This window comes from Streptomyces sp. Tek67B01, from assembly GCF_055231995.1.
The window spans coordinates 4,783,600-4,806,232 of the sequence record NZ_JBUYUY010000001.1 but is presented as its reverse complement, the minus strand read 5'-3'; the positions used below and the strand labels follow the sequence as shown (position 1 = coordinate 4,806,232).

At 72.7% G+C, this 22,633-nt stretch carries 18 protein-coding genes and 1 pseudogene; 4 read left to right on the top strand and 15 right to left on the bottom strand.

The genetic code is table 11. The features are described from left to right. Positions 1–2: 2 nt before the first annotated feature. The 8 genes from ACV7NM_RS21555 to hrcA form a co-directional block, all read right to left on the bottom strand. Positions 3–1,061, bottom strand: coding sequence for a PhoH family protein (locus ACV7NM_RS21555; protein ID WP_463411798.1), 1,059 nt, complete (start codon positions 1,059–1,061; stop codon positions 3–5). A gap of 188 nt (positions 1,062–1,249) precedes the next feature. Then, the gene (locus ACV7NM_RS21550; RefSeq protein WP_463411797.1) at positions 1,250–2,470 is read right to left on the bottom strand and encodes a PfkB family carbohydrate kinase; all 1,221 of its coding nucleotides are present in this window, start codon (positions 2,468–2,470) and stop codon (positions 1,250–1,252) included. 40 nt (positions 2,471–2,510) lie between these two features. Then, entirely contained in the window at positions 2,511–3,416 is a 906-nt protein-coding gene (locus tag ACV7NM_RS21545) for a ribonuclease Z (protein WP_463411796.1), read from the bottom strand. 3 nt (positions 3,417–3,419) lie between these two features. Beyond that, on the bottom strand, positions 3,420–3,779 hold the full coding sequence (locus ACV7NM_RS21540) for a histidine triad nucleotide-binding protein (RefSeq protein ID WP_463411795.1): 360 nt from the start codon (positions 3,777–3,779) through the stop codon (positions 3,420–3,422). Positions 3,780–3,905: 126 nt separating this feature from the next. Beyond that, entirely contained in the window at positions 3,906–4,649 is a 744-nt protein-coding gene (locus ACV7NM_RS21535; RefSeq protein WP_463411794.1) for a 16S rRNA (uracil(1498)-N(3))-methyltransferase, read from the bottom strand. Next, positions 4,646–5,737: a nitronate monooxygenase gene (locus ACV7NM_RS21530; protein ID WP_463411793.1), complete on the bottom strand. Its 1,092-nt coding sequence runs from the start codon at positions 5,735–5,737 to the stop codon at positions 4,646–4,648. The genes ACV7NM_RS21535 and ACV7NM_RS21530 overlap by 4 nt, the downstream gene beginning before the upstream one ends. 180 nt (positions 5,738–5,917) lie before the next feature. After that, positions 5,918–7,057 carry a molecular chaperone DnaJ gene (gene dnaJ / locus ACV7NM_RS21525; RefSeq protein ID WP_463411792.1) on the bottom strand — a complete coding sequence of 380 codons (1,140 nt, stop codon included), beginning with the start codon at positions 7,055–7,057 and terminating at the stop codon, positions 5,918–5,920. Next, a complete protein-coding gene (gene hrcA, locus ACV7NM_RS21520) occupies positions 7,058–8,074 on the bottom strand; it encodes a heat-inducible transcriptional repressor HrcA (protein ID WP_463411791.1) in 1,017 nt (338 codons plus the stop codon). Positions 8,075–8,239: 165 nt separating this feature from the next. Between hrcA and ACV7NM_RS21515 the strand changes: the two genes are divergently transcribed. After that, positions 8,240–8,965 (top strand): MBL fold metallo-hydrolase, encoded by a 726-nt coding sequence (locus ACV7NM_RS21515; protein ID WP_463411790.1) that lies wholly within the window; start codon positions 8,240–8,242, stop codon positions 8,963–8,965. A gap of 28 nt (positions 8,966–8,993) precedes the next feature. Further along, entirely contained in the window at positions 8,994–9,803 is an 810-nt protein-coding gene (locus ACV7NM_RS21510) for a DUF3097 domain-containing protein (protein ID WP_463411789.1), read from the top strand. 251 nt (positions 9,804–10,054) lie between these two features. Here ACV7NM_RS21510 and hemW read toward each other — a convergent pair whose 3' ends face one another. From hemW to lepA, 3 genes are all read right to left on the bottom strand, one after another. Then, a complete protein-coding gene (hemW, locus tag ACV7NM_RS21505) occupies positions 10,055–11,287 on the bottom strand; it encodes a radical SAM family heme chaperone HemW (protein ID WP_463411788.1) in 1,233 nt (410 codons plus the stop codon). A 32-nt stretch (positions 11,288–11,319) separates the two neighbouring features. After that, a complete protein-coding gene (locus ACV7NM_RS21500) occupies positions 11,320–13,206 on the bottom strand; it encodes an AMP-dependent synthetase/ligase (RefSeq protein WP_463411787.1) in 1,887 nt (628 codons plus the stop codon). A gap of 239 nt (positions 13,207–13,445) precedes the next feature. Then, the gene (gene lepA / locus ACV7NM_RS21495; RefSeq protein WP_463411786.1) at positions 13,446–15,311 is read right to left on the bottom strand and encodes a translation elongation factor 4; all 1,866 of its coding nucleotides are present in this window, start codon (positions 15,309–15,311) and stop codon (positions 13,446–13,448) included. 198 nt (positions 15,312–15,509) lie between these two features. Between lepA and rpsT the strand changes: the two genes are divergently transcribed. Next, positions 15,510–15,776 carry a 30S ribosomal protein S20 gene (gene rpsT / locus ACV7NM_RS21490; RefSeq protein ID WP_030159297.1) on the top strand — a complete coding sequence of 89 codons (267 nt, stop codon included), beginning with the start codon at positions 15,510–15,512 and terminating at the stop codon, positions 15,774–15,776. Positions 15,777–16,829: 1,053 nt separating this feature from the next. Here rpsT and holA read toward each other — a convergent pair. After that, positions 16,830–17,822, bottom strand: coding sequence for a DNA polymerase III subunit delta (holA, locus tag ACV7NM_RS21485; RefSeq protein WP_463411785.1), 993 nt, complete (start codon positions 17,820–17,822; stop codon positions 16,830–16,832). A gap of 79 nt (positions 17,823–17,901) precedes the next feature. Between holA and ACV7NM_RS21480 the strand changes: the two genes are divergently transcribed. Next, positions 17,902–18,144, top strand: a complete 243-nt coding sequence (locus ACV7NM_RS21480; RefSeq protein ID WP_463411784.1) for a hypothetical protein — start codon at positions 17,902–17,904, stop codon at positions 18,142–18,144. 17 nt (positions 18,145–18,161) lie between these two features. On the opposite strand, the gene ACV7NM_RS21475 is transcribed toward ACV7NM_RS21480, so the two are convergent. The 3 genes and pseudogenes from ACV7NM_RS21475 to ACV7NM_RS21465 form a co-directional block, all read right to left on the bottom strand. Further along, entirely contained in the window at positions 18,162–19,043 is an 882-nt protein-coding gene (locus ACV7NM_RS21475; protein WP_463411783.1) for a YceI family protein, read from the bottom strand. A 124-nt stretch (positions 19,044–19,167) separates the two neighbouring features. After that, positions 19,168–21,627: pseudogene (locus tag ACV7NM_RS21470) on the bottom strand (ComEC/Rec2 family competence protein); the annotation flags it as partial. Next, positions 21,549–22,553 (bottom strand): helix-hairpin-helix domain-containing protein, encoded by a 1,005-nt coding sequence (locus ACV7NM_RS21465; RefSeq protein ID WP_463411782.1) that lies wholly within the window; start codon positions 22,551–22,553, stop codon positions 21,549–21,551. The pseudogene ACV7NM_RS21470 and the gene ACV7NM_RS21465, both read right to left, overlap by 79 nt. Positions 22,554–22,633 lie beyond the last annotated feature (80 nt).

The window sequence follows — 22,633 nt, the reverse complement described above, 5'->3', positions numbered from 1 at the left end:
TTCTACTTCCGCTGGTAGCCGTTCCGGGACTGCGGGGAGTCCTGGCTGTCGTCGTACTTCTCGTACGCGTCGACGATACGGCCGACCAGCTTGTGCCGGACGACATCCTCGGAGGTGAGCCGTGAGAAGTGGATGTCCGGCACCCCGTCGAGGATCTCCTGCACCTGGCGCAGGCCGCTCTTGGCCCCGCCCGGCAGGTCGATCTGTGTCACGTCACCGGTGACGACGATCTTCGAGTCGAAGCCGAGCCGGGTCAGGAACATCTTCATCTGCTCGGCGGTGGTGTTCTGCGCCTCGTCCAATACGACAAAAGCATCATTGAGCGTACGGCCGCGCATGTACGCCAGGGGTGCCACCTCGATGGTGCCGGCGGCCATCAGGCGGGGGATGGAGTCCGGGTCGAGCATGTCGTGCAGGGCGTCGTACAGCGGACGCAGGTACGGGTCGATCTTGTCGAACAGGGTGCCCGGCAGGAAGCCGAGGCGCTCGCCGGCCTCGACGGCGGGGCGGGTCAGGATGATCCGGCTGACCTGCTTGGACTGGAGCGCCTGGACCGCCTTGGCCATGGCGAGGTAGGTCTTGCCGGTACCGGCCGGGCCGATGCCGAAGACGATGGTGTTCTTGTCGATCGCGTCCACGTAACGCTTCTGGTTGAGCGTCTTGGGACGGATGGTCCGGCCGCGGTTGGAGAGGATGTTCTGGGTGAGCACCTCGGCCGGTGTCTCCTCGGGGCCGCCGTCGCCGCCTCCCGCCTTGCCGTTCGCCTTGAGCATGGCGATCGAGCGTTCCACTGCGTCCTCCGTCATCGACTGCCCGGTGCGGAGCACCAGCATCATCTCGTCGAACAGGCGCTGGATCAGGGCGACTTCCACCGCGTCGCCGATCGCGCTGACCTGATTGCCCCGAACATGGATGTCAGCCTTCGGGAAGGCGTTCTCGATGACGCGCAGCAGGGCGTCACCAGAGCCCAGCACGGTCACCATCGGGTGCGTGGCCGGAACGGTGAAATGGGCTCGCGCCTGCCCCGGCGCTGGGGTACGGGCTGTCGGTGTCTGAGTCATGGGCCGGCACTGTGGCCTGCGCATACCTCCCACTGAGGGGTCGCGCCGATCGTCGACCTCCGGACTACCAAGGGTACGACTCCCCGGCGCCATCCCCGAGGCCTTTTCCGTCGGCCCGTTCCGCTGCGCCCCCCGGCCACCGCCCCCATGCCACCGCCCCGGCCGCTGCCCCGGGTCGCGGCGCCCGCCTACAGGGACGGTCGGAAGCCGATCGTCGGGACGGCGCGACGGCGTGGGCCCGGCGGCGCGCCCGGGGGCACCAGGGCGTCCAGGAAGGCGTAGCGGTCGCGCAGACACACCGGGGCGGCGCGCCACCAGTGGGAGACCTCCGGCCAGCCCGGGGCCGACAGGGAACCGCCGAACTCCTGCACCGACAGGGCCGCCGTGAGCCCGGCGAAGGCCAGCCGGTCCGCCAACGGCCACCCGGCCAGGGTGCCCGTGACGAAACCCGCCACGAACACGTCACCGGCTCCCGTCGGGTCCAGCGCGTCCACCGTGATCCCGGGGACCTCCGCCGTCTCCCCGGTGCGGCCGTCCACCGCGCAGGAGCCCTCCGCGCCCATGGTCACCACCGCGACCGGCACCTTCCGCGCCAGCGCCCGGGCCGCCGCGCGCGGGCAGTCGGTCCGGGTGTACCGCATGGCCTCGCCCGCGTTCGGCAGGAAGGCCTCGCAGTGCTCCAGGTCCGCCAGCGCCCCGAGGTCCCAGCGACCGCTCTCGTCCCAGCCCACGTCGGCGAAGACCCGTGACCCCTGCCGGGCCGCCTGCGCGATCCACTCCTCGCCCGCGCCCGGGCCCAGCGAGGCCACGGCCGCCCGGGCGCGCGGCGGGCACTGCGGGAACCGGCCGGGGCCCGCCGGGAGCGGGGCCTCGTGCCCGTGGGAGACCATCGTGCGCTCGCCCTCGTACGCCATGGAGACGGTGACGGGGCTGTGCCAGCCGGGGATCTTGCGGGACATCGTCAGGTCGATGCCCTCGCCCTGTTCCAGCGCGTCCCAGCAGTACTCACCGTAGTGGTCGTCCCCGAAGGCCGCGGCCAGTGAGGTCCGCAGGCCGAGGCGGGCCAGCGCGGCGGCCATGTTGGCCACTCCGCCGGGGCTGGAGCCCATGCCGCGCGCCCAGGACTCCGTACCGCGGACGGGGGCCGAGTCGAGGCCCGTGAAGATGATGTCGAGGAAGACGGTGCCCGTGAGGAAGACGTCGCAGCCCGGTTCGTGGGGATCGCGCACCGGACCGAGCGGGTCCAGTCTCGATTCGGGGCTGGTGCGGCTGTCCCGACTGGTCACGTGTGCTCCCCGCTTCCTGTGTGCGCCCGAGGTGGACGGTTCGCCCCCGCGCCCTGGCCCCGCGGCGGACAGCCGTCGTGGATGCCCGAGCGCGGACGAACCGAAACCCAGTGTGACCCACATCACCGTGCGGGCGCTCGGGTTCGGCCTGAGCCGGCTCCCGCTACCCGCGCTTCGGGAGGGGAACCCGTACGAGGTCCGCGGCGATCGTCAGTTCACCCTCGAAGCCGGCCGCCCGTGCCTGCCGCTCGAACTCGGCGGGGTCGGGGTAGCGCTGCGAGAAGTGCGTCAGCACCAGGTGTCGGACGCCCGCGTCCCTGGCCACCCGCGCGGCCTGTCCGGCGGTGAGGTGGCCGTGGTCGCCGGCCAGCGCCACGTCCTCGTCCAGGAACGTCGACTCGATCACCAGCATGTCGCAGCCCTCGGCGAGCGCGTCCACGCCCGCGCACAGCCGGGTGTCCATCACGAAGGCGAACCGCTGCCCCGGCCGGTGCTCGCTGACCTCGTCCAGACCGACGCCGCCCAGGCCGCCCTCGCGCTGGAGCCGACCCACGTCCGGTCCCTTGATCCCGTGCCGCGCCAGCAGCTCCGGCACCATCCGGCGTCCGTCCGGCTCGGTGATCCGGTAGCCGAAGGACTCCACCGGGTGCGAGAGCCGCCGGGCCTCCAGGGTGTACGAGGGCCCGACCGCCAGCGTGCCGTCCCCCGCGACCGGCTCCTCGCGCAGCCGCACCGTCTCGCGGTAGGCGGTGGCGTAGCGGAGCCGGTCGAAGAACTTCTGCCCCGAGGCCGGGTAGTGCGCGGTGACGGGGTGCGGCACCTGGTCGAGGTTGATCCGCTGGATCACCCCGGCGAGGCCGAGACTGTGGTCACCGTGGAAGTGGGTCACACAGATCCGGTCGATGTCGTGCGCGGCGACCCCGGCGCGCAGCATCTGGCGCTGGGTGCCCTCGCCCGGGTCGAAGAGGATGCCCTCGCCGTCCCAGCGCAGCAGGTAGCCGTTGTGGTTGCGGGCCCGGGTGGGGACCTGGCTTGCGGTCCCCAGGACCACGAACTCCCGTACGGACACGTCTTATCCGGGGGGCCACTGGAGGCCGCGACCGCCGAGGACGTGCGCGTGCGCGTGCCAGACGGTCTGGCCGGCGCCGGCGCCGGTGTTGAACACGATCCGGTAGCCGTGGTCGTCGATGCCCTCGCCGGCGGCGATCTGCCCGGCCTCGCGCAGCACGTCGGCGGCGAGCGTCGGCTCGGCGGCTGCCAGGGACGCGGCGTCGGGGTAGTGCGCCTTCGGGATGACGAGGACGTGCGTGGGCGCCTGCGGGTTGATGTCCCGGAAGGCGACGGTCGTCTCGGACTCGCGGACGATCGTCGCCGGGATCTTCCCCTCCACGATCTTGCAGAACAGGCAGTCCGCCTGCGGTTCCCCGGCCATTGCTGCGCCTCTCGTGACGTGCCTCGGTTCAAGACATCCAGTCGGTCGGGGCATCGTAACCGGCGCGGTGATCCACCGGCTCGGGGCCGGCTCGATCCCCCGCTCCCGCACGGGGGACGGGCCGGGTCAGGACCAGCGGCCCGTCCGCGCCAGCAGGACCGCCGTCGCGGCCGTACCGGCGGTGGAGGTGCGCAGGACCGAGGGGCCCAGGCGGTACGGGTGGGCGCCGGCCGCCGCGAAGACGGCGAGTTCCTCGGGCGAGACCCCACCCTCCGGGCCGACCACCAGCACGACGGAGCCGGCGGTGGGCAACGGGGCCGTGGCCAGGGCGCCCGAGGGGGTGTCGCGGTCCTCGTGCAGGACCACGGCCAGGTCGGCGCCGGCCAGCAGCGCCGCCACCTGCTTCGTGGACAGGGCTTCGGCGACCTCGGGGAAGCGCACCCTACGGGACTGCTTGCCCGCCTCCCGGGCGGTGGCCCGCCACTTGGCCAGGGACTTGGCGCCGCGCTCGCCGCGCCACTGGGTGATGCACCGGGACGCCTGCCAGGGCACGATCGCGTCGACCCCGGTCTCGGTCATCGTCTCGACCGCGAGTTCGCCCCGGTCGCCCTTGGGCAGGGCCTGTACGACGGTGATCCGGACGGCCGGTTCCGGCTCCTCGAAGACCCCCGACACGGCGACGACCAGCCGGTCCTTGCCCTCCGCCGACTTCACGACGCCCTCGGCCCAGCGGCCCCGGCCATCCGCGAGGACCACCGCCTCGCCCGGGTTCAGCCGCTTGACGGAGACCGCGTGCCGCCCCTCCGGGCCGTCCAGCACGAACTCCGGCCCCGCGGGGACCTTCTCGACCACGAACACCGGGGCCGTCATGACGCTCTCCTCATCTGCATGACCTTCAACGCGCTCTGTGCCCCGACGAGTTCCGCCGCGAGCACCTCCACCAGTTCCCCGGCCGGCAGCGCCCGCGCCAGCCGATGTCCCTGACCCGCCCACAGCGCCATGCCCTGCGGGTCGCCGGCGGCGGCCGCCGCCTTGCGCAGTCCCGAGGTCAGGTGGTGGACCTGCGGGTACGCGGCCGGGGCGTACGGGCCGTGCTCGCGCATGAAGCGGTTGACCAGGCCCCGGGCGGGCCTGCCGGAGAAGGCCCGGGTGAGTTCGGTGTGCGGGAACAGCGGGTCCGTCAGCGCCCTCTTGTGCAGGGGGTCGGCGCCCGACTCCGGGCAGGGCAGGAAGGCCGTGCCGAGCTGGGCGGCGTCGGCGCCCGCCGCGAGCAAAGCCGCGATCTGCGCGCCGCGCATCACCCCGCCCGCCGCGATGATCGGAAGGGCCACCGCCTCGCGCACCGCCGCGACGAGGACGAGCAGGCCGACGCCGGCCGTGCCGTCGGTCTCCGGGTCGTCGCGGTGGGTGCCCTGGTGACCGCCCGCCTCGACGCCCTGGACGCAGACCGCGTCGACGCCCGCGGCCTGGGCGGCGCGGGCTTCGTCGACGGCGGTCACGGTGACGACGGTGTACGTGCCCACCTCGCGGAGCCTGGTCAAGACGCCCGCCGGCGGGCAGCCGAAGGTGAAGGAGACCACCGGGACGGGGTCCTCCAGGAGGATGGCGAGTTTGGCGTCGTAGCCGTCGTCGCAGGTGCCGACGGTGTCGTCCGGCGCGAGGGACACCTCGTACCAGGTCGCCTCGCCGGCCAGTTGCCCCCGGTAGGTCTCGACGGCCGCGGGGTCGACGTAGCCGGTCTGCGGCATGAACAGGTTGACACCGAAGGGCCGCCGGGTGAGGGCGCGTACCTGCTTGATCTCCTGGTACATCCCGTCGGCCGTCTTGTAGCCGCCGGCCAGGAACCCCAGGCCGCCCGCCTCGCACACGGCGGCGGCGAGCGGCGGACAGGAGGCACCGCCCGCCATGGGGGCCTGCACGATCGGGTACGGGGAGAGACCGTTCGGCGCGGTGGACATGCCCTGCATCGTGCCACGTCCGGCGCACCGGGCCGAATCACGGCATTCGCCTGGCATAGTCCGCTTCCCGGCGACGGCCCGACGCCACCGCGGGGCCCTCGCGGGCCCGGGTCCGCGAAGACCGCGAGCCCGGCCCGGGGCAGTCCCCGGGCCGAGCTCGTACGAGGTGCGGCGGGCCGGTCAGCGGCCGTTGAACGCGTCCTTGAGGCGGCTGAACAGACCCTGCTGGCCCGGTGCGAACTGGCCCATCGGCCGCTCCTCGCCCCGCAGCTTCGCCAGCTGGCGCAACAGGTCCTCCTGCTGCGCGTCGAGCTTGCCGGGGGTGGTGACCTCGACGTGGACGATCAGGTCGCCGCGACCGCCGCCGCGCAGGTGCGTGACGCCGCGGCCGTGCAGCGGGATCGCCTGGCCGGACCCGGTGCCGGGCCGGATGTCGATCTCCTCCATGCCGTCGAGCGTCTCCAGCGGGCACTTGGTGCCCAGGGCCGCCGCCGTCATGGGGATGGTGACCGTGCAGTGCAGGTCGTCGCCGCGCCGCTGGAAGGTCGGGTGCGGCAGCTCGTGGATCTCCACGTACAGGTCGCCGGCAGGGCCGCCGCCGGGGCCGACCTCGCCCTCGCCCGCCAGCTGGATGCGGGTGCCGTTCTCGACGCCCGCCGGGATCTTGACGGTGAGGCTGCGGCGGGAGCGGACCCGGCCGTCGCCCGCGCACTCGGGGCACGGGGTGGGGACGACGGTACCGAAGCCCTGACACTGCGGGCAGGGCCGCGAGGTCATGACCTGGCCCAGGAAGGACCGGGTGACCTGCGACACCTCGCCGCGTCCGCGGCACATGTCACACGTCTGCGCGGAGGTGCCGGGTGCGGCGCCCTCACCGGAGCAGGTGGTGCAGACGACGGCCGTGTCGACCTGGATGTCCTTGGTGGTCCCGAAGGCCGCCTCGTCCAGTTCCAGGTCGAGGCGGATCATGGCGTCCTGGCCCCGGCGGGTGCGCGAGCGCGGCCCGCGCTGCGAGGCCTGGCCGAAGAAGGCGTCCATGATGTCGGAGAAGTTGCCGAAGCCACCCGCACCGAATCCGCCCGCGCCGCCGCCACCGCCCGAGGAGGACAGCGGGTCGCCGCCGAGGTCGTAGACCTGCTTCTTCTGCGGGTCCGAGAGGACCTCGTAGGCCGCGTTGATCTCCTTGAAGCGCTCCTGCGTCTTCGGGTCCGGATTCACGTCCGGGTGGAGTTCGCGCGCCAGGCGACGGAAGGCCTTCTTGATCTCGTCCTGCGATGCGTCGCGGCGCACGCCGAGAACGGCGTAGTAGTCCGTGGCCACTTACGACTCCGCCAGGATCTGTCCGACGTAACGTGCCACTGCGCGTACCGCTCCCATCGTTCCGGGGTAGTCCATGCGGGTCGGTCCGACCACGCCGAGTTTGGCGACTGCTTCGCCGCCCGAACCGTAACCGACCGAGACGACGGACGTGGAGTTCAGTCCCTCGTAGGCATTCTCATGCCCGATCTTCACGGCCATCCCCGACTCACTGGCCTCGCCCAGCAGCTTGAGGAGCACGACCTGCTCCTCCAGCGCTTCCAGCACCGGCCTGATCGTCAGGGGGAAATCATGTCCGAAGCGCGTGAGGTTGGCGGTACCGCCGATCATCAGCCGTTCCTCCGCCTCCTCCACCAGCGTTTCCCGCAGGGTCGCGAGGACGGCCTTGACCGTCGCCCGGTCCTCGGCCTCGAAGGAGTCCGGAAGGTCCTGCACGAGCGGCGGTACGTCGGTGAACCGACGGCCGACGACCCTGCTGTTGAGGCGTGCCCGCAGGTCGGCGAGCGACGTCTCCGCGAAGGGGGTCTGGCAGTCGACGAGCCGCTGCTCGACCCGCCCGGTGTCCGTGATCAGCACCAGCATCAGGCGCGCGGGTGCCAGCGACAGCAACTCCACGTGCCGGACGGTGGAGCGGGTCAGGCTCGGGTACTGCACCACGGCCACCTGCCGGGTGAGCTGCGCGAGCAGTCGCACGGTGCGCCCGACGACGTCGTCGAGGTCGACCGCGCCGTCGAGGAAGTTCTGGATGGCCCGGCGCTCGGGCGTCGACAGCGGTTTGACCCCCGCCAGCTTGTCGACGAAGAGCCGATAGCCCTTGTCGGTGGGGATGCGTCCGGCGCTGGTGTGGGGCTGGGCGATGTAGCCCTCCTCCTCCAGCAAGGCCATGTCGTTGCGGACCGTCGCCGGGGAGACGCCGAGCCGGTGGCGCTCGGTGAGCGCCTTGGACCCGACCGGTTCCTCCGTCCCCACGTAGTCCTGGACGATGGCGCGCAACACCTCGAGCCTGCGTTCGCTGAGCACTCGTGCACACCTCCAGTGCGGTGGGTCGTCGCTGCGGTCGATTCCGGTCGGCCCGGGGCGGCCGTGTTGGCACTCTGCGTATCCGAGTGCCAGAGATCCCCCGGTCAGTGTACGGCCGGGCAGTACGCCGGAGGCAAGGGCGGCCCGTCAGGGTAGCGTCCCCGCATGGACGTGCGTTGGGAAGAGGCGGGCTGGGAGCGGCTGACCGGGCGGGCCGGGCGGCGCCGACTACCGGTGTGGGACTGCACGGTGGGGCTGGTGGTTGGGGACGAGTCGGTCCTTCTGATCGACCCCGGCTCGTGCGTCCGCGAAGGCGTGGACGTGCGGGCCCAGGCCGAGCGGTTGACCGGCCGGCACGTGACCCATATCGCATTCACGCACGGACATTTCGATCACGTGCTGGGCGGCTCGGCCTTCTCGGGGGCCGAGTTCTACGGCGCGGTCGGGCTGGACGCCCACCTCGCCAGTGACCGGGAAGCCCTGCGGGAGGACGCGGTCCGGCACGGCTTGGCGGAGGCGGAGGCCACCGAGGCCGCGGAGCTGCTTGCGACGCCGCGGAACCTGGTGTCGGGCGAGTGGACGCTGGAGCTCGGCGGGGTGCAGGTGCTGCTGGCGAACGTCGGGCCGGGGCACACGCGGCACGATCTGGCGGTCTTCGTGCCCGGTGAGCGGGAGGTCGTCTTCTGCGGGGACCTCGTGGAGGAGTCGGGCGAACCCCAGGCCGGCCCGGACGCGGTCCCGGCGCGGTGGCCCGCCGCGCTGGACCGGTTGCTGGCGCTCGGCGGGGACGACGCGCTGTACGTGCCCGGTCACGGAGCGGTGGTCGACGCGGGCTTCGTGCGTGCGCAACGCGCCACACTCGCCGGGCGGTTCGGCGTGTCGGACGCGTGAGCGCGGGCTCTCTCGTAGCGTCGGCCGGATGCGTGAGTACTCCCCCGATCTGACCCCGCAGTGGAAGCGCGCCAAGGCCGTTCCGGAGGTGTCGGCGGACCTGGGCCTGGTGGTGGAGGTGGCCACCACCGACTTCTGCGGCGCGGTGGTGGCCTGCGAAGCCGGCACGGTGACCCTGGAGGACCGCTTCGGCAAGCGCCGCGCCTTCCCCCTGGAGCCGCGCGGGTTCCTGCTGGACGGCGCGGTGGTCACCCTGACCCGCCCGGCCCGCGCGGCGGCGGCTCCCGCCCGTACGGCGTCGGGCTCGGTGGCGGTCCCCGGGGCGCGGGCGCGGGTGGCGCGGGCGGGGCGGATCTACGTCGAGGGCCGCCACGACGCGGAGCTGGTGGAGCGGGTCTGGGGCGACGACCTGCGGATCGAGGGCGTCGTCGTGGAGTACCTGGAGGGCATCGACGACCTCCCCGCCATCGTCGCGGACTTCGCGCCCGCGCCGGACGCCCGCCTGGGCGTGCTGGTCGACCACTTGGTGCCGGGTTCGAAGGAGTCCCGCATCGCGGCGTCGGTGACGTCGCCGCACGTCCTGGTGGTGGGCCACCCGTACGTGGACGTCTGGCAGGCGGTGAAACCGTCGGCGCTGGGCATCCCCGCCTGGCCGGTGATCCCACCGGGCCGGGACTGGAAGACGGGCATCTGCGACGCCCTGGGCTGGCCCCCGAACACGGGAGCGGCCTGGCAGCACATCCTCTCCCGCGTGACGTCCTACAAGGACCTCGAACCCACCCTCCTGGGCGCGGTGGAACACCTCATCGACCACGTCACGACCCCCGCCGACGCTTGAGGCACGGGCCGGGCAAACCCGGCCCCCTGGCGTTCGAGCCACGGGCCGGGCAAATCCAGCCCCACCGGCGTTCAAGGCACGGGCCGGGCAAATCCAGCCCGGCCGGCGACTGAGGCGCGGGGTCCGGTAGATCCAGCCTCGCCGGCGTTTGAGGCGCGGGGTCCGGGGCGGAGCCCCGGAAAGCCCGGCGCAGCCGGGCCGCGCAGCGCAACGGCGCCGCACCCGGCAACCCCGCACCCCGCCGCCCGACGTCAGTCGACCAGGTCCCGGACCACGGCATCGGCCAGCAACCGCCCCCGCAGCGTCAGCACGGCGCGGCCCGCCTCGTACGGGCCCGGCTCCAGGAGCCCGTCCGCCAAGGCGCGCCGTGACGCCGCCACCCCCGCCTCCGCGAGCAGCGACAACGGCACGCCGTCCACCAGCCGCAGCTCCAGCAGGATGCGCTCCACCCGCCGGTCCTCCTCCGACAGGAGCTCCCGCCCGGCCCCGGGGGAGCGGCCCTCGGCCAGCGCGGCGGCGTACGCCCCCGGGTGCTTCACGTTCCACCACCGCACCCCGCCCACGTGCGAGTGCGCGCCCGGCCCCGCGCCCCACCAGTCGGCCCCGCGCCAATACAGCTCGTTGTGCAGGCACCGCCCGGCCTCGGAGGTGGCCCAGTTCGACACCTCGTACCAGTGGTACCCGGCCTCCGCCATCACCGCGTCCGCGATCAGGTACCGGTCGGCGTGCACGTCGTCGTCCGTCATCGGGACCTCGCCGCGCCGAATCCGCCGCGCCAGCTGCGTCCCTTCCTCCACGATCAGCGCGTAGGCGCTGATGTGGTCGGGACCGGCTCCCAGCGCGGCCGTCAGCGACGCCCGCCAGTCGTCGTCCGACTCCCCCGGGGTGCCGTAGATCAGGTCCAGGTTCACGTGCTCGAAGCCCGCCGCCCGCGCCTCCGCGACGCACGCCTGCGGCCTCCCGGGGGTGTGCGTACGGTCCAGCACCTTCAGGACGTGCTGCTTGGCGCTCTGCATGCCGAAGGAGATCCGGTTGAACCCGCCCGCGCGCAGCTCCGCGAGGTACTCGGGGTTCACCGACTCGGGGTTGGCCTCCGTCGTGATCTCGGCGTCCGGCGCCAGACCGAACTCGTCGCGGATCGCGGCGAGCATCCGTACGAGGTCGGCGGCCGGCAGCAGCGTCGGCGTGCCGCCGCCCACGAACACCGTCCGCACGGCCCTGGGGTCCTCCCCCAGCACCTTGCGGGCGAGGCGGACCTCGTCGATCAGGGTGTCGGCGTAGTTCTCGCGGGAGGCGAGCACGCCCCCGGTACCCCGCAGCTCGGTCGCCGTGTAGGTGTTGAAGTCGCAGTAGCCGCAGCGCGTGGCGCAGTACGGGACGTGCAGGTAGAACCCGAGCGGCCGCTCCCCGGCACCCGCGAGGGCGTGCGCCGGCAGGGAGCCGTCTTCGGGCATGGGTTCACCGTCGGGCAGTGCGGAAGGCATGCGCCCATTGTCCCGCACTGCCCCAAGGTCGTTTACGCCTCGTTGGCCCCGACGTACATCTCGTCGATGAGGTGCTTGAACTCGCGCTCCACGACCGGCCGCTTCAGCTTCAGGCTCGGCGTGAGGTCACCGTGCTCGACGTCCAGGTCACGCGGCAGCAGCCGGAACTGCTTGATCGTCTGCCAGCGCTGGAGGCCCTCGTTGAGGGTCTGGACGTACGTCTCGATCAGCCGGTTCGTCTCGGGCGCCGCCGCGACCTCGGCGTACGTCTTGCCCTCCAGGCCGTGCTCGGCCGCCCAGGTCAAGATCGCCGGGCCGTCGAGCGCGATCAGCGCCGAGCAGAAGTTCCGGTCCGCGCCGTGCACCACGATGCTGGAGACGTACGGGCAGATCGCCTTGAACTGGCCTTCGACCTCCGCCGGGGCGACGTACTTGCCGCCCGAGGTCTTGATCAGGTCCTTCTTTCGGTCGGTGATGCGCAGGTAGCCGTCCGGCGAGAGTTCGCCGATGTCGCCGGTGTGCAGCCAGCCGTCCGCTTCCAGCACCTCGGCGGTCTTGTCGGGAAGCCGGTGGTAGCCCTGCATGATGCCGGGGCTGCGCAGCAGGATCTCGCCGTCTTCGGCGATGCGGACCTCGGTGCCGGGGAGCGGCTTGCCGACGGTGCCGGTGCGGTAGGCCTCGCCGGGGTTGACGAAGGAGGCGGCGCTGGACTCGGTGAGCCCGTAGCCCTCCAGGATGTGGATGCCGGCGCCCGCGAAGAAGTAGCCGATCTCGGGTGCGAGTGCGGCGGAGCCGGAGACGGCGGCGCGCAGTTTGCCACCGAAGGCGTCGCGGAGTTTGGAGTAGACGAGCGCGTCGGCGATCTTGTGCTTGGCGGCGAGTCCGGCGGGGACCTTGGTGCTCCCGGTGCGGCGGTAGTTGTCCTGGCGGGTCTTGGCGTACTCGCGCGCCACCTCGGCGGCCCACTTGAAGATCTTGTACTTGGCCCCGCCCGCGGCCCGGGCCTTGCCGGCGGCGCCGTTGTAGACCTTCTCGAAGATGCGCGGAACGGCCGCCATGTAGGTCGGCTGCACCACCGGCAGATTCTCGATGATCTTGTCGATGCGGCCGTCGACGGCGGTGACGTGACCGACCTCGATCTGGCCGGAGGTGAGCACCTTGCCGAAGACGTGGGCCAGCGGCAGCCACAGGTACTGGACGTCGTCCGCGTGGATCATGCCGGTGGCCACGGTCGCCTTGGCCATGTACGACCAGTTGTCGTGCGGCAGCCGCACGCCCTTGGGACGGCCGGTGGTGCCGGAGGTGTAGATCAGCGTGGCGAGCTGGTCCGCGGTGATGGAGGCGATCCGCTCCTTGACCGCCTCGGGGTGCTTGGCGAGGTACTCCTTGCCGCGCGCCTCCAGGGCGTCGAGGGACAGGACCCAACCCTCGGGGTCCCCGTCCGCCTCCAGCGCGTCCGCGGCGTCCAGGACGACGACGTGGGCCAGGCGCGGCAGGTCGGCGCGGTGCGCGCGGGCCTTCGCGAGCTGCTTGGCGTCCTCGGCGATCAGCACCCGGCTCTCGGAGTCGGCCAGGATGAACGCCGACTCCTCCGCGTTGGTGCTCGGGTAGATGGTGGTGGTCGCGGCGCCGGCGCACATCACTCCGAGGTCGGCCAGGATCCACTCGACCCGGGTGTTGGAGGCGAGCGCGACCCGGTCCTCGGGGCCGAGGCCGAGGTCGGCCAGGCCTGCCGCGATGGCGAACACCCGGTCGGCGGCCTGGCCCCAGCTGAGCGACTTCCAGTCGTCGGGCGCGCCGTCGGCCGAAGGGACCGGGTACCGGTAGGCCTCCCCGTCCGGCGTGGCGGCGACACGCTCCAGGAAGAGGGCCGCCACGGTGGGCGGGCGGTTCTCGATCAAGGTCTGTGTGTCGCTCACGACATCCTCCGGACCGGTCCACGCGACAGCGTGGGCGTGGGGCGCTTGGGGCTGGCGGGGTGGGGACCTGCGCACGTGCTGTTGGCGAGTTTGTGACTGGCGAGTAACCATCGAGCAGTGATCAGACTAAAGGCCGCCCGGCCCTCGCGTAAGGGGCGGCGGGCGGCCGGTTCATAACGAAACGGGCCCACATGCGTCCGCATGTGGGCCCGTTTGTCACGACCGGGGTCGCCCGCCGGCTACTTCTTCTTGCCGCCGGACTCGTCGCTGGAGAGGACGGCGATGAAGGCCTCCTGCGGGACCTCCACGGAGCCGACCATCTTCATCCGCTTCTTGCCTTCCTTCTGCTTCTCCAGCAGCTTCCGCTTACGGGAGATGTCACCGCCGTAGCACTTCGCGAGGACGTCCTTGCGGATGGCGCGAATGGTCTCGCGGGCGATGACGCGGGAACCGACGGCCGCCTGGATCGGCACCTCGAAGGCCTGCCGCGGGATGAGCTCGCGCAGCTTGGCGACGAGCCGCACGCCGTAGGCGTAGGCGGCGTCCTTGTGGCAGACGGCGGAGAAGGCGTCGACCTTGTCGCCGTGCAGCAGGATGTCGACTTTGACCAGGCTGGAGGACTGCTCGCCGGTGGGCTCGTAGTCGAGGGAGGCGTAACCGCGCGTCTTGGACTTCAGCTGGTCGAAGAAGTCGAAGACGATCTCCGCGAGGGGGAGCGTGTAGCGGATCTCGACCCGGTCCTCGGAGAGGTAGTCCATGCCGAGCAGGGTGCCGCGGCGGGTCTGGCACAGCTCCATGATCGCGCCGATGAACTCGCTGGGCGCCAGGATCGTGGCCCGCACGACCGGCTCGAACACGTCCGAGATCTTGCCCTCGGGGAACTCGCTCGGGTTGGTGACGGTGACTTCCTTGCCGTCCTCCAGGACGACGCGGTAGACCACGTTCGGGGCGGTGGCGATCAGGTCGAGGCCGAACTCGCGCTCCAGGCGCTCGCGGACCACGTCCAGGTGCAGCAGGCCCAGGAAGCCGACGCGGAAGCCGAAGCCGAGCGCCGCCGAGGTCTCCGGCTCGTAGACGAGCGCGGCGTCGTTGAGCTGGAGCTTGTCCAAGGCCTCGCGCAGGTCCGGGTAGTCCGAGCCGTCCAGCGGGTACAGGCCCGAGAACACCATCGGCTTCGGGTCCTTGTAGCCGCCGAGGGCCTCCGTCGCGCCGTTGTGCAGGCTGGTGATCGTGTCACCGACCTTGGACTGACGGACGTCCTTCACGCCGGTGATGATGTAGCCCACCTCGCCGACGCCGATGCCGTCGGCCGGGGTCATCTCGGGCGAGGAGACACCGATCTCCAGCAGTTCGTGCGTGGCGCCGGTGGACATCATCCGGATGCGCTCGCGCTTGTTGAGCTGGCCGTCGACGACACGGACGTAGGTCACGACGCCGCGGTACGAGTCGTAGACCGAGTCGAAGATCATCGCGCGGGCGGGGGCGTCCTTGACGCCGACCGGGGCGGGAACGGTGGCGACGACCTTGTCCAGCAGCGCCTCCACGCCCAGACCGGTCTTCGCCGAGACCCGTAGCACGTCCTCGGGCTGGCAGCCGACCAGGTTCGCGAGCTCCTCGGCGAACTTCTCCGGCTGGGCGGCCGGCAGGTCGATCTTGTTCAGGACCGGGACGATCGCGAGGTCGTTCTCCATCGCCAGGTACAGGTTGGCGAGGGTCTGCGCCTCGATGCCCTGGGCGGCGTCGACGAGGAGGACCGTGCCCTCGCACGCGGCGAGGGAGCGCGAGACCTCGTACGTGAAGTCGACGTGACCGGGGGTGTCGATCATGTTCAGGATGTGCGTGCTGCCCTTGCCCGGCCCCTCGGTGGGCGCCCAGGGCAGGCGGACCGCCTGCGACTTGATCGTGATGCCGCGCTCACGCTCGATGTCCATGCGGTCGAGGTACTGGGCGCGCATCTGCCGCTGGTCGACGACGCCGGTCAGCTGGAGCATCCGGTCGGCGAGGGTCGACTTGCCGTGGTCGATGTGCGCGATGATGCAGAAATTGCGGATCAGCGCCGGGTCGGTACGGCTCGGCTCGGGCACGTGGCTGGGGATCGCGGGCACGCAGTGTCCTGATTCTCGGGTCGCAGTCGGAACGTGGTCTCGTATATGCAGAGTCCCATGGTCCCATGGCCGGCGCAGTGCGCCCGGTTTGGGCCGCCCGGAGCGTGCCTGGTAGCCTGGGCAGCTGTGTCTCGTACGGCCTCTCACCGTCCGGGGCGCAATCCGAAGATCAAACTCTGAACCTGAAAAGGCTCTTTCGTGGCGAACATCAAGTCCCAGATCAAGCGGAACAAGACGAACGAGAAGGCGCGCCTGCGCAACAAGGCCGTCAAGTCCTCGCTCAAGACCGCGATCCGCAAGGCCCGCGAGGCCGTGGCCGCCGGTGACGTCGAGAAGGCCACCGTGGCTTCCCGTGCCGCCGCGCGCGCGCTCGACAAGGCTGTCTCGAAGGGTGTCATCCACAAGAACGCCGCCGCCAACAAGAAGTCGGCGCTGGCCACCAAGGTTGCCACCCTCCAGGGCTGAGCTCCTGATGTGATCGCCGGGTAGGGATCAAGCGGGCCCTCTCTCCCGCTCCCGACCGGCAACCGCGCCGCACGCGAAGCGTTCGCCACGCGGGTGCGGCGCACCCAGAAGTATCCGAAGGCCCCGGCCGCCACCCTTCCCCAGGGTGCGACCGGGGCCTTCGTCATCCCCACCACCACCTGCGAAGCCATACGCCCACGCCCACCCCGGCACAAGGAGCCGGCCCGGGGCCACCCCGGGTCGGGAGCCGCCCCGGCCCACCCCGGGGGCCAGGAGCTGCCCCGGCCGGCGCCGTGGACGGGCGACGTGCCCGTCCGCGCCGACGCCGCGAGACCGCATCGGGACTCGGTCGCCGAGCCGGCCGCCGTCGGGCTGCTGCCGGTGACGACCCCCGCTGCGGGCCCGCCGTAGGCCGGCCCGACCCACCTCCCGTGCGGATCACCCGGCACGGCCACCCGACCGCCCTGCCGGACCCACGCGCGGGTCACCCCACCCCGCCAAGCGAGCGGACCTGTCGGCGACCGGGGGTCCGCACACCGACCGGCGCCAGCGACGACGCCCCCGTCCCCTCGGTCAGCCTCGGCTCTACTCACCGGCTGCCCGCGAGGCAAGCGCGGACGCCGGGCGACGGGCCGCGACCGCCGGACCGTCTCGCGCAGCGCACGCACGGCCGGCAGCACCGAGCTGCGCGAGGCTCACGGCGCAACCGTGACCGGCAGGCATGGCGGGGGGCAGTTCGTCCCGCGGCCCTGTCCCGCAGCTCCACTGGGCGGCCCGCGCGCCTGCGGGCACCGCGCGGAGGTGCTGTGCGCACGCACGCCGGCTTTCCCGTCGGCCGGCCCGTCACCGTCCCCGGGCGGACCGGAAGGAGCGCCGGGAGGCGCAAGGCCTCTGACACCGCCCCGCCGGGAGGCCAGGCCGTCCCTGTCGGATTTCCCCCGGCCACGGCCTCACACCGCGCCCCCGGCGCCTCCGACGGCATCGGGGCCCCGACCACGTTCAGTACACGGACGGGCGGTCCTCCGCCTTGCGGTGCCTCGGTTGGCGACAGGCCTAGCGGCGTGCCGGGCGGGCCGCGCGGGAGACCGCTACGACCGCCTTCTCCAAGGCGTACGCCGGGTCGTCGCCGCCGCCCTTCACCCCCGCGTCGGCCAGCGCCACCGCGCGCAACGCCTCCGCGACGCCGTCCGCCGACCAGCCCCGCATCTGCTGCCGGACACGGTCGATCTTCCACGGCGGCATGCCCAGGTCCCGCGCGAGGTCGCCCGGACGGGCCCCCCTCGGAGCCGAGGCCAGTTTCCCGATGGCCCGGACCGCCTGGGCCAAGGCGCTGGTGATCAGAACCGGCGCCACACCCGTGGACAGTGACCAGCGCAGGGCTTCGAGGGCCTCCGCCGCCCGTCCTTCCACGGCCCGGTCGGCGACGGTGAAGCTGGAGGCTTCCGCCCGGCCGGTGTAGTAACGCCCCACCACGGCCTCGTCGATGGTTCCCTCGACGTCCGCGCACAGTTGCGCCGCCGCGCTCGCCAGCTCCCGCAGGTCGCTGCCGATCGCGTCGACCAGGCTGTGGCACGCCTCGGGCGTGGCCGAACGCCCCAGCGTGCGGAACTCCCCCCGCACGAACGACAGCCGGTCCGCCGCCTTCGTCATCTTCGGGCAGGCGACCTCCCGGGCACCGGCCTTGCGCGCCGCGTCCAGCAGGCCCTTGCCCTTGACGCCACCGGCGTGCAGGAGGACGAGGATGATCTCCTCGTACGGCGCCGCGAGGTACGCCTTGACCTCCTTCACCGAATCGGCGGACAGGTCCTGCGCGTTGCGCACGATCAGGACCTTGCGCTCGGAGAAGAGCGAGGGACTGGTCAGCTCGGCCAGCGTGCCGGGCTGGAGCTGCTCGGAGGCGAGGTCCCGGACGTCGGTGTCGACATCGGCGGCACGCGCCGCCGTCACCACTTCCCGTACGGCGCGGTCGAGCAGCAGGTCCTCCTGTCCCACCGCAAGGGTGAGCGGGGCGAGCGGATCGTCGGTGGGGTTCTTCCTGGTGGCCATCGCCTCCAGCATCCCACGCCCCACCGACAACCCCCCTCCCCCGATCCACCGGAGCGGCACCGTCCCGGAGAATGGTCGGGTGAACGTGCGACATGTACTGGTCCTGCCCGACCGCGACGCGGCCGAGGAGGTGGCGGCCGAGATCGTGGACCGATTCGGCCTGCCCGAGGAGCCCCAACTGGTCCGCGACGCCCTCGCCGGTGAGGACGACGCGGAGGACGCCCAGTGGCTGGTGGTGGTCGAGGACCCGCAGGGCAGGCTCGATTCCGGATCGATGGACGACCTGGCCGCCGCCTACGAGGGGTGGCTGGAGGCTCCCTGAGCCCCGCCCCGACCTCCTCAGGCCTTGTGGACGATCTGGATGTCCAGCTCGACCTCGACGCTCGCACCGATCGCCGCGACCCCGTGCGCCAGCACCGACTGCCAGTTCAGTGTGAAGTCCTCGCGGTTCAGTTCGGTCGTGGCCCGGCACGCGGCCCGCGGTTCGCCCTGGAGGCCCGTGCCGTTGCCCAGGTACTGGGTGTCCAGGGTGACGGAACGGCTGACACCGTGAAGGGTCAGGGCGCCGGCGACGGCCCAACGGCTGCCGCCTCGGTGGATGAAGCGCTCGCTGTAGAACTCCACCGTGGGATGGCGCGTCGCGTCCAGGAAGTCCGCGGAACGCAGGTGGTCGTCCCGCATCCGAAGTCCCGTGTCGATGCTCCCCGCGTCGATGATGACGCGCATCGAGGAGTCCTCCATCCGCTCCGCTATCCGTACCGCGCCGGCGAAGGTCGTGAACCGGCCGTGGATCCGGGCGAAGCCGATGTGCCGTGCGGTGAAGCCGATCGACGAGTGCGTCGGATCGAGTTCCCAGTGCCCGGGCGCGGGCAGCAGTGGAGGTTCCACCGTATCGAGGACGATCTCCGCCGTGCCGCGCTGCGCCGGGTCCCCCACCAGCGTCGCCCCGTGGAAGGGCGCGAAGCCCTCCGCGGTGACGGAAAGCCGGTACTCCCCCTCCGGCACGGCTGCGGTGAACCCGCCGTACGGGTCGGTCTCCCCGCTGACGACCCGACGGCCTATCGGGTCGGTCACCTCGAACTTCGCTTGGCGCACCGGCTGGTGCACCGTGTCGAGCACCCGGCAGCTGAGCAACCGGGCCGTGTGTGGCAGCGTCAGCGTCGCGGCCGTGTGAGAGGCGGCGCTGCCGCCCGTCTCCATCCCCCGTCGGCGTCCGAACATGGTTGATGCACCCCCGTGCAGTGTGGACTTGGACCGTTCTGGCGAAGACGCATTCGATCATGCTGCCGGGTTGGGGGCAAACAGAAGGGTCGCGCCCGGTAAGCCCGCGCCGCTCTCGTCGGCGGCCGGCCGGAAACGCCCGTAGCCCGGGACCGCTTCCCGCGACGGCCACGCTGCCGTCGGTGTCGGTGCGCAAAACGAGCGTACCCATCGCCCGCAGCCTGGCGAGGGTCACGGACGCGGGGTGACCGTACCGGTTTCCGGCGCCCACCGGGACGAGCGCGATCCGTGGCCTGACCCGCGCCTGAAGGTCGGGGTCCTGGTGCGCGGAGCCGTGGTGGGCGACTTTCAACACGTCCACGGGTCCGAGTTCGGGGTGATCCCTCAACAGCGATTGCTGGGCGAGTGGTTCGAGATCACCGAGGAGGAGCAGGGTCAAGCCGGAGGTTCGCACCAGCAGGGTGACGCTCGCGTCGTTCGGACCTTCCGTCGGCGGCCCCCCGGGCGGCGGCCACAGCACCCGCCACTCCAGCGGCCCGGTCCGGCGCCGCTCACCCGCCACGGCGGCGACCACGGGCACCCCGGCTCCGGCCGCCGTGCGCCGGACGAACTCAGCCTGGGGCGCGGGTTCCTCCAATGTCGTCGTCTGGATCGACCCAACGGCCCGACCGCGAAGCACACCCGCCAGCCCGCCCACATGGTCGGCGTGGAAGTGCGTCAGGACGAGCAATGGGATTTTGCGCACACCAAGGCTCCGCAGGCAGGCGTCCACCGGCCCGGCCTCCGGTCCCGCGTCCACGACGACCGCCGTTCCCGGTCCCACGGCGATGACGGCCGCGTCGCCCTGCCCCACCGCGCACTGGACGTAACTCCAGTCGGGCGGCGGCCATCCTTTGAACGTACGGATGAGCAGAGGCGGCCTGAGTACGGCGGCGAGCAGCGCCACGGCCAAGGCTGAGCAGAACCACCACCTGCGCCCCCACCGGACGCACAGGCCGAGCACACCGGCGGTGGCCGCCACCAGCAGCGCGCCGCCCGCGAACCCGCCGGGCCAGGCGAGCTCCGCCCCGGGCAGCCTCGCGCCGGCGCGGGCCACTCCCGCGATCCACCCGGCCGGCACGCCCGCACACCTGGCGAGGAGTTCCGCCGCCGGCATGTACAGCGGTGCCACCGCGAGCGTCGCGAAACCCAGCACCGTGGCGGGACCCGCCGCGAGTTCGGCCAGCAGGTTGCACGGCACGGCCACCAGGCTCACCCGGGCGGAGAGCACCGCCACCACCGGGGCGCACACCGCCTGGGCGGCCACGGCGGCCCCCAACGCATCCGCGGGGCCGGGCCGCACGCCCCGCCTGCGCAGAACCTCGCCCCACCGCGGCGCCAGCGTCAACAGCGCTCCGGTCGCCAGCACGGACAGCAGGAACCCGGGACTACGGGACAGCCAGGGGTCGTACAGGACCAGCAGCAGCACAGCCGCGGCCAGTGCCGGAACCAACGATCTGCGCCGACCGGTGGCCAGGGCGAGCAGGGTGACGGCTCCGCAGGCGGCGGCCCGCAGCACGCTCGGTTCGGGCCGGCACACCACCACGAAGGCGAGCGTCAGCGCCGCCCCGCATAGAGCCGTCGCCCGCAGCGAGAGCCCGAGGCGAGGGGCCAACCCGCGCCGCTCGGCGTGCTGCGCGGCGGCCGGGGAGCCGATGAGCAGGAACAGCACCACGGTGAGGTTGGAGCCGGACACCGCCAGCAGGTGCAGCAGGTCGGTGGCCCGGAACGCCTCCCGCAGATCGGGCGGAACCCGGGACACGTCGCCGACCACCAGCCCCGGCAGCAGCGCCCCGGCGTCGGGCGGCAACCCCCGCGTCGCCTCCCGCAGCCCCGCCCGCAGCGTTCCGGCGAACCGCTGCACCGCACCGGGGCCACGGATCACCCTCGGCGGCGCGTCCCCGGCCGGGCGGAGCAAGGCGACCGCCCGCTCCCCACCCCGGCCCGGTGACAGCCGCCCCACCACCTCGACCCGTGTCGAGGGCTGCAATGCCGCCCATGCCGGGTGCCCGGCCAACACCCGCACCGGCGTCTCGACCCTGCTCCGCGCCCCGTCGGGGCCGGTCACCCGGGTCACCACCGCGTCCAGCGTCACCATCGGCGGCCCGCTCCCCGGCCCGACAGCGCGGGGATCGGAGCCGACGGTGACCTCCGCCAAGACCCGGGCGTGCTCGTCGGCCAGGCCCACGACGGGACCTGCCCGCGCCTCGACCCGCTGAAGCCCCGCCACCCCGGCGCCGGCGCCCGCGCAGAGCAACCCGGCGGCAGCGACCGTACCCAGCCTCCACAGCGGACGCGGCCTTCGGCGGCCGGCCAGGAGTGACAGCCCCGCCGCGGCCACCGCCAGACCCACTCCGGCGGCGGTCCACCCGGCCGGTGCGTCGAGGGCGACGGCGGCCGCCGCCGACGCGGCGAGCGCCGGCACGGCGAGCCGCAGGTCCATCGGCCCGGCCTCCCCAGGGCGGTTCACGGCCGCACCAACTTGCGCAGGTCGGAGAACCGGCGTTCGCCGATCCCGTTGACCTGCCGGAGTTCCTCCACTGATCGGAAACCGCCCCGGGCGGTCCGGAAGTCGACGATGTGCTGTGCGAGCACGGGACCGACCCCGGGCAACCCGTCGAGTTGTGCGACGGTGGCGGTGCCGAGGCTCAACGGGCCGCCGGCCGACCCGGAACCCGGGCCGCCACCGCCCGCCGGGGGCTGCGCGGGCGCGCCCACCACCACCTGTTCGCCGTCCACCAGCACCCGGGCCCGGTTCAGCCCGCTCGTGTCGGTGCCCGGCCGCACTCCCCCGGCGGCGGCCAGGGCGTCCTCCACCCGCGCCCCGGCGGGCAGGGTTCGTACCCCGGGCTCCCGGACCTTGCCACTGACGTCCACCACGACCCTGGTACCGCCGGTGGGTGGCGGGGCCGCCGGGGCGGGGACGGGTGCGGGTAGCGAAGCGGGGGCGACGACGGCCGGCGCGGTCACCGGCCCCGGCCGGGCCGACCAGTACTGCTGCCCCGCGAAACCCACCCCGGCGACCAGCACCACAGCGAGCGCCGCCACCGTCCGCGGCTCGACCCCGCACCGCGCCTGCACCCACACCGGCAGCCGCTCCCGCACCGCGAGCCGCCACGCGTCCCGCCGGTCCGGCGGGGCCGCCTCCTCCACGGCCACCGGCTCGCGGCCGACGACCGCTCCGGAGGCCGGGACCTCGGGGGCGGGACCGGAGGCCGGGACCTCGGGCGCGGGGCCGGGTACGGCCCCCCGGACGGGCAGAGGTCCGGGCAGAGGTCCGGGGAGGGGTCCGGGCAGAGGTCCGGGGGGTGGCGCCGTCAGGATGGCTTCGGCCCGGCGCCGCACCGTCACGGGATCGGCGGGCGGTCGCCGCCGGCCGTCGCGGAACCGGCCGTCGGACCGTCGGGAGCGGCCGGGGCCACTGGTGGCGCCGGCTCGGGAAAGGGACGAAGTACGCGTTCGTAGAGTCATGCCACGACGGTAGGGGCCCCTCCCGATCTTCGTTCGGAGGCCTCAATTCCTGTGGATGACAAGCCCATTGTGGATAACGC